Source organism: Paenibacillus humicus NBRC 102415, from assembly GCF_004000905.1.
GTDB classification, from domain to species: Bacteria; Bacillota; Bacilli; order Paenibacillales; family Paenibacillaceae; genus Paenibacillus_O; species Paenibacillus_O humicus.
This window is the reverse complement of record NZ_BIMD01000015.1, coordinates 27,770-41,956: the sequence shown is the minus strand read 5'-3', so window position 1 is coordinate 41,956 and position 14,187 is coordinate 27,770. Positions and strand designations below refer to the sequence as shown.

The window sequence follows — 14,187 nt, the reverse complement described above, 5'->3', positions numbered from 1 at the left end:
GGCGCCTGTGGCCCCGACCCCTGCGATACCGTCCAATTCATGAAAAAGGAGTGACAGGCATGCCGATCAAAGTACCCGACCATTTGCCCGCCAAGGAGGTTCTGGCGGAAGAGAATATATTCGTCATGGACGAAAGCGTCGCCTACCATCAGGATATCCGCCCGCTGCGGATCGCAATCCTCAACCTGATGCCGAACAAGGAAACGACGGAGACGCAGCTGCTCCGCCTCATCGGCAATACGCCGCTGCAGGTGGAGGCCGTCCTGCTGCATCCGCGCACGCATACGTCCAAGAATACGTCGTCGGACCATCTGCAATCGTTCTACAAGACGTTCGACGAGATCGCCCATCTCTATTTCGACGGCATGGTCATCACCGGCGCTCCGGTGGAGCAGATGGCATTCGAGGATGTGAACTACTGGGAAGAGCTCAAGGACATCATGGACTGGAGCCGCAGCCACGTGACTTCGACATTCCATATCTGTTGGGCCTCCCAGGCCGGCCTGTACCATCATTACGGCGTGCCCAAGTACGATCTGGACCGGAAGATCTTCGGCGTGTTTCCGCACACGGTGGAGAAGCGCGGCGTCAACCTGCTGCGCGGCTTCGACGAGCTGTTCTTCGTGCCGCAGTCGCGCCACACGGAGGTCCGCCGCGAGGATATCGAGGGCATAGCCGATCTCGACATCCTGTCGGAATCGCCGGATGCCGGCGTATACCTCGTCGCTTCCAAGGACGGGCGCCAGATTTTCGTCACCGGCCATTCCGAATACGATCCGGAGACGCTCAAGTACGAATACGACCGCGACGTCGCCAAAGGCATGGAGATCGCCCTGCCGGTCAACTATTATCCCGGCGACGATCCGTCCCGCAAGCCTCTGTCCACCTGGAGGGCGCATGCCAACCTGCTGTACTCCAACTGGCTGAACTACTACGTCTACCAGCAGACGCCGTTTGATCTCGGAGCCCATATATAAGTCCGGAATCCGGCCGTTCGAACCCATTCATCCTACTTTATTGAAGCGAAGGAGCCAGCAGCCCATGAAGATCGAAAGCCGCCTTGCCCAAATCGGATCCATCGAAGAGCCGGTCACCGGATCGATCAGCTATCCCATCTACCAAGCGACCGCCTACCGGCACCCGCGCCTCGGCCAGAGCACCGGATTCGACTACGCCCGCACCAAGAGCCCGACCCGCAGCGTCCTGGAGGAAGCCGCCGCAGAGCTCGAATCCGGCGACGCCGCGTTCGCCTGCAGCTCCGGCATGGCCGCCCTGCAGACGATCTTCGCCATGTTCAGCCAAGGGGATCATCTCATCGTCTCCCTCGACCTGTATGGCGGCACCTACAGGCTGCTGGAGCGGATCATGTCCCGCTTCGGCGTCACAACCTCCTACATCGATACGAACGATATCGAGGGGATGGAGAAGCTGCGCCGTCCGGAGACGAAGGCGGTGCTGATCGAGACGCCTACCAATCCGCTCATGATGGTGACGGACATCAAGGCGGTATGCGGCTGGGCCAAGGACAAGGGCCTGCTGACGATCGTGGACAATACGCTGCTGACGCCGTTCTTCCAGCGCCCGCTGGAGCTCGGCGCGGATATCGTCATCCACAGCGCGACCAAGTATCTGGGCGGACACAACGACGTCCTCGCCGGACTCATCGTCACCAAGGGCGAGGAGCTGTCGAAGGAAATGGGCATTCTGCACAACTCCATCGGGGCGGTGCTCGGGCCCCAGGATTCCTGGCTGCTGATGAGAGGCATGAAGACGCTCGCCCTGCGCATGGAGCGCCATCAATACAACGCCACGCGGCTGGCGGAATATCTTCAAGGGCATCCCGCTGTCGCGGAAGTGTTCTATCCGGGCCTCAAGGATCACCCCGGCCATGAGATCCAGAACCGGCAGTCCTCCGGCAACACGGGCATTTTCTCCTTCAAAGTCAAGGATGCCCGCTACGTCGAGCCGATTTTGCGCCATATCAGGCTCATCGCCTTCGCCGAAAGCCTCGGCGGCGTCGAGTCGCTGATGACGTACCCGGCCGTCCAGACGCATGCGGACATTCCGGAGGAGATCCGCCGCGCGGTAGGCGTGGACGACCGGCTGCTGCGCTTCTCGGTCGGCATCGAGCATGCGGATGATCTCATCGATGATCTCGGGCAGGCTCTGGAAGCCGCGCGGACCGAGATCGAAGGCGGTGTGCAGGCATGAGCGGACAGGGCAAGCAGTCGGAGAACGGGCGCGCCGCGGACAAGCGGCGCTTTGCCACGAAGCTGATCCACTTCGGCTCCGAGGTGGACGAGTTCACGGGCGCCTCCAGCACGCCCATCGTGCAGGCGTCGACGTTCCATCACCACGACATCTACAACCCGCCCAGGCATGACTACAGCCGCTCGGGCAATCCGACCCGCGCGGCCGTCGAGGAAGCGATCGCGCTGCTGGAGGGAGGCGCCCGCGGCTTCGCCTTCGCCTCCGGCATGGCGGCCATCTCGACCGCCTTCCTGCTGCTGTCGGCGGGAGATCATGCCATCGTGACGGAAGACGTCTATGGAGGCACCTATCGCTTCCTGACGACGGTTCTCAGCCGAATGAACATCGAGACGACGTTCGTGGACATGACGGATCTGGGCGCGGTGAAGGCGGCGCTGAAGCCGAATACCCGCGTCGTCTTCATGGAAACTCCGTCCAATCCGACGCTCAAGATTACGGATATCGCCGCCGTGGCGTCATGGGCGAAGGAACACGGTTTGCTGACGATGGTGGACAACACCTTCATGAGCCCATACCACCAGCGCCCGCTGGAGCTTGGCGTCGATATCGTGCTGCACAGCGCCACGAAGTTCCTGGGCGGCCACAGCGACGTGCTGGCGGGCCTCGCGGTGACGTCCGACGAGGAGCTCGGCAAGCGCCTCTACGCCCTCCAGAACGGCCTTGGCGCGGTTCTGGCTCCGCAGGAGGCCTGGCTGCTCATGCGGGGCATGAAGACGCTGCAGGCGCGGATGGACCAGAGCGAGAACAGCGCGCGGAGACTGGCGGACTGGCTGTCCCGGCATCCGGGCGTCGGCCGCGTGTATTATCCGGGGCTGCCGGATCATCCGGGCCGCCAAGTCCATGAGCGCCAGTCGCTCGGCTATGGAGCGGTCGTGTCGTTCGACACCGGCAGCGCGGCGAGGGCCAAGGAAGTGCTCAGCAAGGTGCGTCTGCCGATCGTCGCCGTCAGCCTTGGCGGCGTGGAGAGCATTCTCTCTTATCCGGCGATGATGTCGCATGCGGCCATGCCTCCCGAGGTGCGGGCGCAGCGGGGCATCGGCGACGGCCTGCTGCGCTATTCGGTCGGGCTGGAGCATATCGACGACTTGATCGAGGATCTCGAAGAAGCGCTTCGGGAAGCTTGACCGGAGCTTCGGCACCGCCGCTTTCGGCGGTGCTCTTTTTACGGCTTCTCAATAAATCGGTATGCAGATAAGAAGTGGACTCTGAGCTTTATTGGCACAGCCGGGCCGATTTGGGAACGGTCCAAAACGCCCTTGAGAGGCGATGTGGAGCGTTCTTGAGGCTGCAAGCCGGTTTTTAGCTTCTTCTTCTCACCGTAGCTGGAGATTCATCGTCTTTTTGGAGAGTGACGATGGGGCCTAGTTCATGTTAGGATTAGGTTGTGAAAATAGGAACGTACTTTGTGAAATCGGGAACAATTACGGCCGGGAACGACCTGGCTTGCATAGAGGAGGCTGCCGGATGCAACAAGTGGACCGCGTGCTGGATAAGGCGCTGCAGGGAGAGAGAATCAGTCTCGAGGACTGCATCGTGCTTCTGGAATCGGACGAAATCGAGAAAATGGGACGAGTCGCAAATGAGCTCATGGTGCGCAGGCATCCCGAGCCGATCGTGACGTTCAACATCGGACGCAACATCAATTACACCAATATTTGCGACGTATACTGCCGTTTCTGCGCCTTCTACCGCCCTCCGGGCTCGAAGGAAGGCTATGTGCTGCCGGACGAGACGATCCTGCAGAAAATCCAGGAGACGGTCGATGTCGGCGGCGACGAGATTCTGATGCAGGGAGGGGTCAACCCCGATCTGCCTTTCCAGTACTATCTCGATATTCTGCGCAAGATCAAGGACCGTTTCCCTGAAGTGACCATGCACAGCTTCTCGCCGGCGGAAATCCAGAAGATGAAGGTGCTCTCCGGCTTGTCGCTGGACGAGACGCTGCTGAAACTGCATGAGGCGGGACTCGATTCCTTGCCGGGCGGCGGCGGCGAGATTCTGGACGACCGCACCCGCCGCAAGATCAGCCGCCTGAAGGGCTCCTGGACCGACTGGATGGATACGATGAAGGCGGCTTGGCGCAACGGCATGAACACGACGGCGACGATGGTGTACGGATTCGGGGAATCGATGGAGGAGCGGGCCCTGCATATGCTTCGCGTCCGCGAAGCGCAGGACGAGTGCAAGGCGCTCGGATATCCTTCTCCCGGCTTCCTGGCCTTCATTACGTGGCCGTTCCAGCCGGACAATACGAACCTCAAGCGGGAGAAATCCAAGCCGGAAGAATACCTCAAAATGGTGGCCATCAACCGGATCATGCTGGACAACATCCCGAACATGCAGGCGAGCTGGGTGACGATGGGGCCGGAGATCGGCAAGCAGTCGCTCTCGTACGGAGTCAACGACTTCGGCAGCACGATGCTGGAGGAGAACGTCGTGTCCGCGGCGGGCACGACCCACAAGGTCAACATCGAGCTCATTCTCCAGTATATCCGGGAGGCGGGCAAGATTCCTGCTCAGCGCAATACGCGCTACGACATTCTTCGTGTCTTCCACGACGGGGAGCACGCTGAACGCGACTTCGTCATGCAGAACTAATTGGTTGATTCAGACGCTAGTCCCGGTGAATCGCTCGGAGCGGTTCTCAGGTGACCGGCGTCTTTTTTGGTATGGGCGCGGATTCGGAGCTGCCAAGAGGAGGAGCCTCGGGAACGGATGAACTTGGGGCTGCCGCCAGGCATCCTTTTTTCAAGCTGAAAAAACAGCCCCATGCCGCCTTTCGGGCGGCAACAGGGCTGTAGGGTCATTCAAGAAAAGCTTGCTTGAGCCACTTCGGCTTCTTCCGCGATGATGATGCGGTTTTTGCCGGAGGATTTGGCGGCATAGAGGGCTTTGTCGGTTCGGGCAAAGAAATTCTCCTTGCCTTCGTCCGCATAAGAGGAGAAACCGATGCTCACCGTAATGCGGCGGGTACCAAGCTTGTCGTATACGGCCGAAGAAATCTTGGTCTGCATCGCCTCCAAAATATGAAGGGACTTCTCTGCGGCCCGGTCCGTAAAGATGACGGCAAGCTCCTCGCCGCCGTAACGGGCGACGAAATCGTTCATGCCGGCCTGGGCGCGGACGATCTCCGATACTTTCTTCAGGACGAGATCGCCGGCCCGATGGCCGAACTGATCGTTGACGCTCTTGAAATTATCGATGTCGATCAAGGCAAGCTGCAGCGGCATTCCGCTGACATCATGGTGGTCGATCAGCTTGTCGAGGTATTCATGAAACGTAATATGGTTGTACAGTTCCGTAAGCGCGTCCGTCTTGGCCAGCTTGTCCATGATCGTATTCTTGACCATCAGCTCCTGGTTGAAGCGCGATGTATGGATGTAATACTGGCGCATTTCCTTGCCTCTCGTAATGACCCCCCAGGCCACAAGGCTGAATGCCCCCATCATGGCCGTAATGGAAAGCATGCCGACCAGGGAGATATCGAGGTTGTCGTTGAAGAAGTAGAGGCAGAACAGGGACAGCAGGCAAAGGACGTCGGCAAAAACGAGTTTTTTGGAGGAGAAATAAAAAATGGATACCAGCACGGGCAGAAATAGCGCAATGACGATATAGTTCACTTCGATATTGATTTCAACGATGATGAAGGTCATGAGAGCGGAAGCGACCAGCAGCGAATAATCGCGCAGTCTCTCAGACAAATAGCGGATAGCAAACTCTGCCCCGACCAGCACGGAAAGATGGAGCACGGTTGGAAGCAGAATGTATTTCTTGAAGAAGATTCCCGAAGCAAGCGGAGTGATGAAGGCCAGATACAAGAATTCGAATAAGATCATTAGACCGAGCAGGCACCAGAATCCGTTCATCAGCATCCGGTTCCAGCGCGCTCGGGTGAAGTCCAGCAATTGATCGTCCAAATAGAGTCACTCCAGCATGCAAGCTTGGTTACACGTTAATCAATATACCATGAAAAGATCGCCAATCCAATCCTCATTATGAATAGAAAATGTCCGCAGAACCACCTTTTTCCTCCTTCGGAAAATGCTTATTCCAGGCCTTTTGCCCTCCTTCCCGCCGAATATCCGACCATGCCCGGCATATACTAAAGGGAAGGAAAGGGGTTGAGCGCGCATGGAGCTGCTTGTAGTGGATCTCATCGCGGAGGAAGAAGACCGCGGCGAGGCCTTGTGCCGCGAGCTGAACGGGGCAAGCTCCGGCTTGGCGGAAGATGCGGAGCGATTGTGGGACTGGACGCCGGGAGCGTCCGGCCGCAGGCTGATCTGCACGGCCCGGCTGCCCGGATTCTCTCTCTCCGAGCACGGAGGGCTTGTCTATGCGCAGGCCGCAGCCAGGCTGTCGGGCTACATCGTCGAGCGTTACGAGCCGGTGCTCATCCGCACGATCATCCGCAAGCAATTTCATTATACCGGCGATGAAGAGATCGCTACTATAGAGCAGTGCTGCAGGCTGGTCCTGTCCGGGGAGCAGTGGCAGATCGAGGAGCCGCAACCGCTCGCTGGAGGAGAGGCGGGCAGCCGCGGGCAGCGGGAGGCCAGAGTGGCCGCCGAGCTGGAAGGCTTCCTTGCGGAGAATACGCGCCTCAACCTCCAGGGGTTCGTGACGTTCAGGCTGCAGGGCTATTGGCAGGAGCTGCGGGAAGCGGCGGAGTATGCGGTCGAGGAATACGTCATGGATAAGCAGTATCAGGAATTCATTTCCCTGCTCAAATATTTCGTGGCGGTGCAGCCGAGCCGCCGCAAGCTGGTCCATGTCGTCCAGGATGACGGACAGGAAATCCAGCTTCTGGACGCGGATTTCCTGCCGCTGGACACCCGCTCCGAGGACCGCGCCATCGCCGAGCTGGTGGATGCCGAGCTCAATGTGGAGGATATGGTCCTGAGCAGCCTGATTACGGCGGCGCCGGCCTCGATCCGCATCCATACCCCGACTCCGGATCATCAGGTCATCCGTACGATCCAGGCCATTTTCGAGCAGCGCGCCGAAGTATGTCCGGGCTGCCGCGATTGCGGAATCGGCGGGAACTCCCAGGCTTTGGGCGCCGGAGAGCCTTGACGGGCAACGTCCCGCTTCTATATAATGTGGTCAAAGCATTGATGAAGACATGCGGCGTTTGACGCGCGTCCCAGAGATAGGAATCCCGGGCTGAAAATTCCTAACGCAGGCGCAAGCGGCCGTACCCCTTCGAAGCTGCATGATGGAACCCGGCACGTCCGGAAAGTAAGTGATGCCGGCCTAATCCCCGTTATAGGATCCCAGAGAACGCCTCGGCGTTGAATTAGGGTGGAACCACGGGTCTGAACGTACAGCACTCGTCCCTTTGCGGGACGCAGTGCTTTTTTGCGTCCTTATGATCCTATTTATAACTCAGGAGGCGGCATGACAATGGCAATTGAAATCAAGCTTCCCGACGGCGCGGTCCGTGCTTACGAGCCGGGAGCGACGATCGAGGACGTAGCGGGATCCATCAGCTCCGGACTGCGGAAAAACGCGGTGGCGGGCAAGCTGGACGGAAAAGTCGTGGATCTGAACACGGAGATCAAGGACGGATCGCTGGTCGAAATCGTCACGCTCGATTCGGCGGACGGACTAGAGGTATACCGTCACAGCACAGCCCATCTGATGGCTCAAGCGATCAAGCGAATCTATGGAGAAAAGACGGTCAAGCTGGGCATCGGTCCCGTCATCGAGGACGGCTTCTATTACGATATCGATCTGGAGCAATCCATTACCCCTGAGGATCTGGAAAAGATCGAGAAGGAGATGGAGCGGATCATCAAGGAAGATATTCCGATCCGCCGCCGCGAAGTCAGCCGCGAAGAGGCTCTGGCGACGTTCGAGAAGATGGAGGACCCGCTCAAGCTGGAGCTGATCCGCGATCTTCCGGAAGGCTCGGTCATCACCATCTACGACCAGGGCGAGTTCTTCGATCTGTGCCGCGGGCCGCATTTGCCGTCCACGGGCAAGATCAAGGCGTTCAAGCTGCTGAGCGTTGCCGGAGCCTACTGGCGCGGCGATTCCAAGAACAAGATGCTGCAGCGGATCTACGGCACCGCATTTCCGAAGAAGGCGCAGCTGGACGAGCATCTCCATCTGCTCGAGGAAGCCAAGAAGCGCGACCACCGCAAGCTCGGCCGCGAGCTGAAGATGTTCACGTTCTCCAAGGAAGTCGGCCAAGGCTTGCCGATCTGGCTGCCTAACGGCGCCCGCGTGCGCCGCACGCTGGAGCGCTACATCGTCGACCTCGAAGAAAAGCTCGGTTACCAGCATGTCTATACGCCGGTGCTGGCCAATGTCGAGCTGTACAAAACGAGCGGGCATTGGGAGCACTACAGCGAGGACATGTTCCCCAAGATGGTCATGGACAACGAGGAGCTCGTGCTGCGTCCGATGAACTGTCCTCATCATATGATGGTGTTCAAGAGCGACATGCGCAGCTACCGCGATCTGCCGATCCGCGTAGCGGAGCTCGGCACGATGCACCGCTACGAAATGTCCGGCGCCTTGACGGGACTGCATCGCGTTCGGGCCATGACTTTGAACGACGCGCATATTTTCTGCCGTCCCGATCAGATCAAGGAAGAATTCGCGCGTGTCGTCAACCTGATCCGCAAGGTATACGAAGACTTCGGCATCAAGGAATACCGCTTCCGTCTCAGCTACCGGGATCCGCAGGATACGGAGAAGTACTTCCAGAACGACGAGATGTGGGAAATGTCCCAGCGCATGCTGCGCGAGGTCGTCGAGGAGCTCGGCTTGCCGTTCTTCGAGGCGGAGGGAGAAGCGGCGTTTTACGGTCCGAAGCTCGACGTGCAGATCAAGACGGCTCTCGGCAAGGAGGAGACGCTCTCTACCGCTCAGCTCGACTTCCTGCTTCCGGAACGCTTTGAGCTTGAGTACGTGGGCGAGGACGGCAAGAAGCACCGTCCGGTCGTCATCCACCGCGGCATCATCAGCACGATGGAGCGCATGACCGCTTTCCTGCTGGAGAATTTCGCCGGCGCCCTGCCGCTATGGCTGAGCCCTCAGCAAGCACGCGTCATTCCGGTATCCCAGGTGTACGAAGGCTACGCCCGCCAAGTCGAGGAGCAGCTGCTTGCGGCAGGCATCCGCGCAGAGAGCGACCTGCGCAACGAGAAGCTCGGCTACAAGATCCGCGAGGCGCAGCTCGAGAAGATTCCTTACATGCTGATCGTCGGCGAGAATGAAGCCGGAGCCGGAACCGTCTCGGTGCGCAAGCGCGGAGAAGGGGACATCGGAGCGAAGCCGGTAACCGAGCTTGCAGCGGAGCTGGCAGAGGAGATCGCCAAAAAAACCGTTTAGTTGAAGCGAAATTCGACAAAAACTGAATAAGGCCTGCGGGCAGTGGGTAACCTCCGTTTAAAGGGGAGATTACTGACTATGCCCACAGGCTTTTTGTTGTACCGAAAATCCATCTATCTTCTCGTTGTTGCCGCGATTGTCGCCCTCGTCCTCGACTCCGGCCGCGTGACGGTCATAGCCGATTCGGAGTCCGATGCCGCTCTCCGCAAGCTGGAGCAGAGAACCGATGCTGAAAAACGTCCCGTTCCCAAGCGGGCCGGCGTACGTCGGCCCGATCCGAAGGCGGCGGACAAGCCGGCTTCTCCGCCGCTGCCGGCTGTCGCACCGCCTGGGATGCCGGACGCCGCCTCGTCCGCGCCGGAGCAGCCGCAGCAGGACGGGCTTGCCCCGGTCAAGAGCATCTCGGTGCTGGCGACAGGTTATACGGCCGGAATCGAATCGACCGGCAAAAGGCCCGGACATCCGCTTTACGGCATTACCCGTTCAGGCGTCAAGGTCAAGCGGGGGCAGGTGTCGACGATCGCCGCGGACACGAAGGTGCTTCCGATAGGGACGCTGCTCTTCATACCCGGATACGGCTATGGGGTCGTAGCGGACACCGGCTCCAAGATCAAAGGCAAGCGGATCGACCTTTACTTCGACACGACCCGCCAGGTCTACAAGGAGTGGGGAAAGAAACAGGTCACGGTGCAGGTGATCCGATATGGCTCCGGCAAGCTCGACCAGCGCATGCTGAACCGGCTGAATGAAACGGTGAAAGCGGGCGGCGTGCAGGAGCCGAAGAAAATCAAGCTATGAAAAAACCGCCGGCCGGCCTTATACGTCAAGGCCGCTGGCGGATTTGAACTTGCGGATCATGAGCTGGGTCTGAACATTGACAACCCCTTCCAGAACGTAAAGCTTGTCGTACAAAAACTTCTCGAGCTCATTCTCGTCCCGCAGCAGGGCGTGGACATGCAGCGTGCTGGAGCCGGTCATCTGATAGATGTTGACGACCTGCATCTCCTCCGACAGCTGCTGTCCGACGGTGTCGACGCAGCGCGGCTCGACCTGGACCTCGAAGAAGGCGGATACCGTACGGCCAAGCTTGGCCACGTTGACGCGGACCGTGAAATGCTCAAGCACGCCGCTCTCCAGCAGGGATTCGACTCTCTTCTGGATGGCGACGCGAGAGAGGCTCAGCGTTTCCCCGATCTTGGCGTAGGGCATCCTTCCGTTCTCTAGGAGCAGCTGTACAATCTGTTGATCGATATCGTCCAAATGGGGGAGTTTCATTGAAGCAGACTCCTTTCGCAAGCTGATCTCGTGTTAATAAACATAACATAATCATTCGACATTGAATAGTCATTTTTTGATTTCGAACAGCAAGCTTGCCCCACTGATTTGACGCTTTACGTAATTAAATCGCTGCAATTCCGCGGATATGAATACGGTGAATCCAGATTCTTTCCATTTAGGAATGAAATAAATGTTATATGCATGTTAGATTAAAAGCCGTTTTTGAATGCCGTCCTTGTTTCCGCTGCCGCTTGCCGCCTCTTCGCTCGCGGCAGCGGCTATTTTTGTTTCCTTTATTTAGTGCTTGCCTCCGTCTGCAGACGGAGAAGGGAATCAACCGTCAGACTCTACCTCCATGCAGTTCGGCACGTTATAATGAGGACACGAAAGCAGATGACAACGGCAAGGAGATGTCGATCGCATGAAACAAACCCATATATGCCGAGTCCTCGGAGGACTGGCCATAACGGCAGTCGGCGGCTTGTTCATCCTGCACCAGATGGGATTGCTCGGCTTCCAGCATCTGGACATCGGAGGGTTCATCAGCCGGTATTGGCCGCTTGTTCCGCTCTTAATGGGGCTGTCCACGCTGTTCTCGGGAGGATCGCTCTGGGCCGGCGCGGCGATGGTGCTGTTCGGACTCGTGATGCTGGGGCGCAACATGGGATTTTCGTATTGGTCGTTCGGCGACGCGGCGCAGTTTCTGCTCCCGGTCGTGGCCATCGTGTTCGGACTGAGGATGGTTTTCTCGCGCGGCGGCCGGCGGCAGCGTCCTGAAGAACCGGAAGACGACGGGGAATGGACCTCGTATACTTCCTATCAAGGCCCCGTTCCCCCGGCTCCTCCGCTGCATCCGGACCCGCTGCATCCGGAAGCAGGACCCGGAAGGCCGGGAGATGGCGGAAAGGACGGGAAGAAAGGACAGTCGGCATACGGCGGCGCTCAGCCCTCGGCCGGCAATGCCGGAGGCAGATACGATGAGCGGGAATCCGCGTGGACGCCCGAGCCGGGCCAGCCGATGGACTGGAAGCGGGCCAAGCATGAATTCAAACAGGCGAGGCGCGAATACCGGAATGCGCACCGGCGCCATCACGGGCATGGACGCAGCAGGCACAATCATGGCCGAACGGAATGGTGGAACACCGATCCCAACGCCCAGACACGCTCCAACTTCATCGGGGATATCCATCTGGGCCATGATTACTGGGATCTCGTTCCGCTCAACATCTCCCATTTCATCGGAGACACCGTGCTGGATCTGACTCGCGCGAACATTCCGATGGGAGAGACGAAAATTACGATCAGCTCTTTCATCGGAGATGTGAAAGTATTCCTTCCCGCCGATTCGGATGTCGGCATCCAGGTCGTATCCAGCGCCTTCATCGGCGATTCCAAGGTGCTTGGACGCAAGGAAGGCGGGATGTTCCAGCATTCGGATACGCAGAGCCCGAGCTTCCGCGAATCGGAACGCAAGATCAAGCTGGTGTGCAGCACATTTATCGGAGATGTCCGGGTGACGAAGGTTGGGTGAGGTCGGGACATGGTCGTAAAGCTGCTTAGAAGCGGCAGGCTGGAGCTGATATCGTTCTTCGTGCTCAGCACGGTCGTGCCATGGTGTGTCATGTACTGGATCAAGCATGGATGGATGCACGAAGCGTCTCCCGGACAGCTGTGGCTGACGGGGACGCTTCTGTGCCTGATTGTGAGCATCGGCCTCGGATATTGGATCGGCAAGCGTCAGCAGAACCGCATCGACGCCGTGCATCTGGCGCTCAAGCAGGCTGCGAGCGGCAATCTGGCGGCTCGTCTGCCGGAGGGGGAAGGATATTCGCTGGCGGGAGCTTACCACGAGTTCAACCTCATGGCCGAAACGCTGGAAAGGAAGCTCCAGGTCATGCAGCGGCAGAACGAGATCCGCGTGCTGCAGCTGGCGGCTTCTAATGAAGAAGCCGTTCTGGAGGAGCGCAAGCGGCTGGCGCGGGACCTGCATGATACCGTCAGCCAGCAGCTGTTCGCCATTCATATGTCGGCCTCTTCCCTGCCCAAGCTGCTCGAGATCAGTCCCGAGCGGGCCGGCGAAGTCATGAAACAGCTCATCACGATGTCCTCCCACGCTCAGAAGCAGATGAGAGGTTTTATCGCGCAGCTGCGGCCGCTGGAGCTGGAGGGCCGCTCGCTCGAGGATGCGCTGGCGCGCTGGTTCCCGGATTACTGCAGGCAGAACGGGCTGCAAGGCGTCCTCGACTGGAGGGTGGAGGAAGCGGTTTCCGAGGCCAAGGAGCATCAGCTGTTCCTGATCGTCCAGGAAGCGATGGCCAACGTCGTGAAGCACGCGGGGGCCGGCAGCGTCACGCTGTCGTTGTCGGATACGCCGAGCAGCCTGACCTTGGTGCTGCAGGACGACGGCCAGGGCTTCCGGGCGGACCAGGTCCGCCCGGGCTCCTACGGCCTCTCGACGATGCAGGAGCGAGCGATGCAGCTGGGCGGCGATGCGGCCATTATCAGCAAGCCGGGAGGAGGCACGCGGATCCGCGTGTCGCTGCCGAAATACGGAACAGAGGAGCGGGGAGAACAATGACGGGAACCGAATGCTGCCGGATCATGATCGTGGACGACCATGACATGGTCCGTACTGGCTTGAGGACTTATTTGATGCTGGAGCCCAAATTCGAGGTGGTCGCGGAAGCGGGCAGCGGCGAGGAAGCGCTGCGCCTGCTGGACGGAATGGAGGAGCTTCCTCATCTCGTCCTGATGGACTTGATGATGCCGGGCATAGACGGCGTAGAGGCGACGCGCCGCATCACGGAGAATTTTCCATCCGTAAAAGTCGTGCTTCTGACCAGCTTCCTGGAGGATGAGAAAGTCGTCGCGGCCGTCGAGGCCGGAGCGGTCAGCTACGTGCTCAAGACCGTCAGCTCCGAGGAGCTCATCTATGCGCTCAGCGGCGCGCTGCGGGGCATGCCCGTCATGACGGCGGATGTCTCGCAGGCGCTCACCCGCGGGCTTCGCCAGCGCTCCGCGCAGATCGTCGACGAGGGATTGACGGAGCGGGAGAAGGAAGTGCTGCTTCTCGTCGCGGAAGGCCAGGCCAACAAGGAAATCGCCGAAGAGCTTCATATCAGCATCAAAACGGTTAAGACACATGTAAGCAACCTGCTGATGAAATGCGAGGTCGAGGACCGGACGCAGCTGGCGGTCTATGCCCATCGCAAAGGATGGGTCAAATCCTGATCGGCCAGCGGTTGGATTCGGACGGAAGCACGGCATGCGGAAGGGTTCGGGACGAAAACGCGGCCG

The 14,187-nt window shown here is 59.2% G+C and carries 12 protein-coding genes; 10 read left to right on the top strand and 2 right to left on the bottom strand.

What is annotated here, in order from left to right; all coding sequences use genetic code 11:
* Positions 1 to 59: 59 nt before the first annotated feature.
* The 4 genes from metA (at position 60) to mqnC (ending at position 4,869) form a co-directional block, all read left to right on the top strand.
* Positions 60 to 977 (top strand): homoserine O-acetyltransferase MetA, encoded by a 918-nt coding sequence (metA, locus tag PHU01S_RS11520; RefSeq protein WP_048749421.1) that lies wholly within the window; start codon positions 60 to 62, stop codon positions 975 to 977.
* A 64-nt stretch (positions 978 to 1,041) separates the two neighbouring features.
* Positions 1,042 to 2,211 carry an aminotransferase class I/II-fold pyridoxal phosphate-dependent enzyme gene (locus PHU01S_RS11515; protein ID WP_127507693.1) on the top strand — a complete coding sequence of 390 codons (1,170 nt, stop codon included), beginning with the start codon at positions 1,042 to 1,044 and terminating at the stop codon, positions 2,209 to 2,211.
* Positions 2,208 to 3,395: a trans-sulfuration enzyme family protein gene (locus PHU01S_RS11510; RefSeq protein ID WP_127507691.1), complete on the top strand. Its 1,188-nt coding sequence runs from the start codon at positions 2,208 to 2,210 to the stop codon at positions 3,393 to 3,395. The genes PHU01S_RS11515 and PHU01S_RS11510 overlap by 4 nt, the downstream gene beginning before the upstream one ends.
* Before the next feature lie 340 nt (positions 3,396 to 3,735).
* A complete protein-coding gene (gene mqnC, locus PHU01S_RS11505) occupies positions 3,736 to 4,869 on the top strand; it encodes a cyclic dehypoxanthinyl futalosine synthase (RefSeq protein WP_049867935.1) in 1,134 nt (377 codons plus the stop codon).
* A gap of 209 nt (positions 4,870 to 5,078) precedes the next feature.
* Here mqnC and PHU01S_RS11500 read toward each other — a convergent pair whose 3' ends face one another.
* Entirely contained in the window at positions 5,079 to 6,188 is a 1,110-nt protein-coding gene (locus PHU01S_RS11500; RefSeq protein WP_048749519.1) for a GGDEF domain-containing protein, read from the bottom strand.
* A 214-nt stretch (positions 6,189 to 6,402) separates the two neighbouring features.
* Between PHU01S_RS11500 and ytxC the strand changes: the two genes are divergently transcribed.
* The 3 genes from ytxC (at position 6,403) to PHU01S_RS26890 (ending at position 10,410) form a co-directional block, all read left to right on the top strand.
* Complete coding sequence (gene ytxC / locus PHU01S_RS11495) at positions 6,403 to 7,344, top strand: putative sporulation protein YtxC (protein WP_021880122.1); 942 nt, start codon at positions 6,403 to 6,405, stop codon at positions 7,342 to 7,344.
* A gap of 330 nt (positions 7,345 to 7,674) precedes the next feature.
* Complete coding sequence (thrS, locus tag PHU01S_RS11490; protein ID WP_048749521.1) at positions 7,675 to 9,612, top strand: threonine--tRNA ligase; 1,938 nt, start codon at positions 7,675 to 7,677, stop codon at positions 9,610 to 9,612.
* A 78-nt stretch (positions 9,613 to 9,690) separates the two neighbouring features.
* Positions 9,691 to 10,410, top strand: coding sequence for a 3D domain-containing protein (locus PHU01S_RS26890; RefSeq protein ID WP_269745992.1), 720 nt, complete (start codon positions 9,691 to 9,693; stop codon positions 10,408 to 10,410).
* Between the two features lie 18 nt (positions 10,411 to 10,428).
* Here the strand turns inward: PHU01S_RS26890 and PHU01S_RS11480 are convergent, their stop codons facing one another.
* Positions 10,429 to 10,887, bottom strand: a complete 459-nt coding sequence (locus PHU01S_RS11480; protein WP_048748710.1) for an Lrp/AsnC family transcriptional regulator — start codon at positions 10,885 to 10,887, stop codon at positions 10,429 to 10,431.
* Positions 10,888 to 11,311: 424 nt separating this feature from the next.
* Between PHU01S_RS11480 and liaF the strand changes: the two genes are divergently transcribed.
* The 3 genes from liaF to PHU01S_RS11465 are packed head-to-tail and all read left to right on the top strand — an operon-like array spanning position 11,312 to position 14,121.
* Positions 11,312 to 12,421: a cell wall-active antibiotics response protein LiaF gene (gene liaF, locus PHU01S_RS11475; RefSeq protein ID WP_021881650.1), complete on the top strand. Its 1,110-nt coding sequence runs from the start codon at positions 11,312 to 11,314 to the stop codon at positions 12,419 to 12,421.
* Between the two features lie 9 nt (positions 12,422 to 12,430).
* On the top strand, positions 12,431 to 13,468 hold the full coding sequence (locus tag PHU01S_RS11470) for a sensor histidine kinase (RefSeq protein ID WP_127507690.1): 1,038 nt from the start codon (positions 12,431 to 12,433) through the stop codon (positions 13,466 to 13,468).
* Positions 13,465 to 14,121, top strand: coding sequence for a response regulator (locus PHU01S_RS11465; protein WP_048748712.1), 657 nt, complete (start codon positions 13,465 to 13,467; stop codon positions 14,119 to 14,121). Before PHU01S_RS11470 ends, PHU01S_RS11465 begins: the two co-directional genes overlap by 4 nt.
* Positions 14,122 to 14,187: the final 66 nt, after the last annotated feature.

Bases quoted from the DNA above. Each gene is read 5' to 3' on its own strand.
- metA (WP_048749421.1), top strand. From the start codon at position 60: ATGCCGATCAAAGTACCCGACCATTTGCCCGCCAAGGAGGTTCTGGCG.
- PHU01S_RS11515 (WP_127507693.1), top strand. From the start codon at position 1,042: ATGAAGATCGAAAGCCGCCTTGCCCAAATCGGATCCATCGAAGAGCCG.
- PHU01S_RS11510 (WP_127507691.1), top strand. From the start codon at position 2,208: ATGAGCGGACAGGGCAAGCAGTCGGAGAACGGGCGCGCCGCGGACAAG.
- mqnC (WP_049867935.1), top strand. From the start codon at position 3,736: ATGCAACAAGTGGACCGCGTGCTGGATAAGGCGCTGCAGGGAGAGAGA.
- ytxC (WP_021880122.1), top strand. From the start codon at position 6,403: ATGGAGCTGCTTGTAGTGGATCTCATCGCGGAGGAAGAAGACCGCGGC.
- thrS (WP_048749521.1), top strand. From the start codon at position 7,675: ATGGCAATTGAAATCAAGCTTCCCGACGGCGCGGTCCGTGCTTACGAG.
- PHU01S_RS26890 (WP_269745992.1), top strand. From the start codon at position 9,691: ATGCCCACAGGCTTTTTGTTGTACCGAAAATCCATCTATCTTCTCGTT.
- PHU01S_RS11480 (WP_048748710.1), bottom strand. From the start codon at position 10,887: ATGAAACTCCCCCATTTGGACGATATCGATCAACAGATTGTACAGCTG.
- liaF (WP_021881650.1), top strand. From the start codon at position 11,312: ATGAAACAAACCCATATATGCCGAGTCCTCGGAGGACTGGCCATAACG.
- PHU01S_RS11470 (WP_127507690.1), top strand. From the start codon at position 12,431: ATGGTCGTAAAGCTGCTTAGAAGCGGCAGGCTGGAGCTGATATCGTTC.
- PHU01S_RS11465 (WP_048748712.1), top strand. From the start codon at position 13,465: ATGACGGGAACCGAATGCTGCCGGATCATGATCGTGGACGACCATGAC.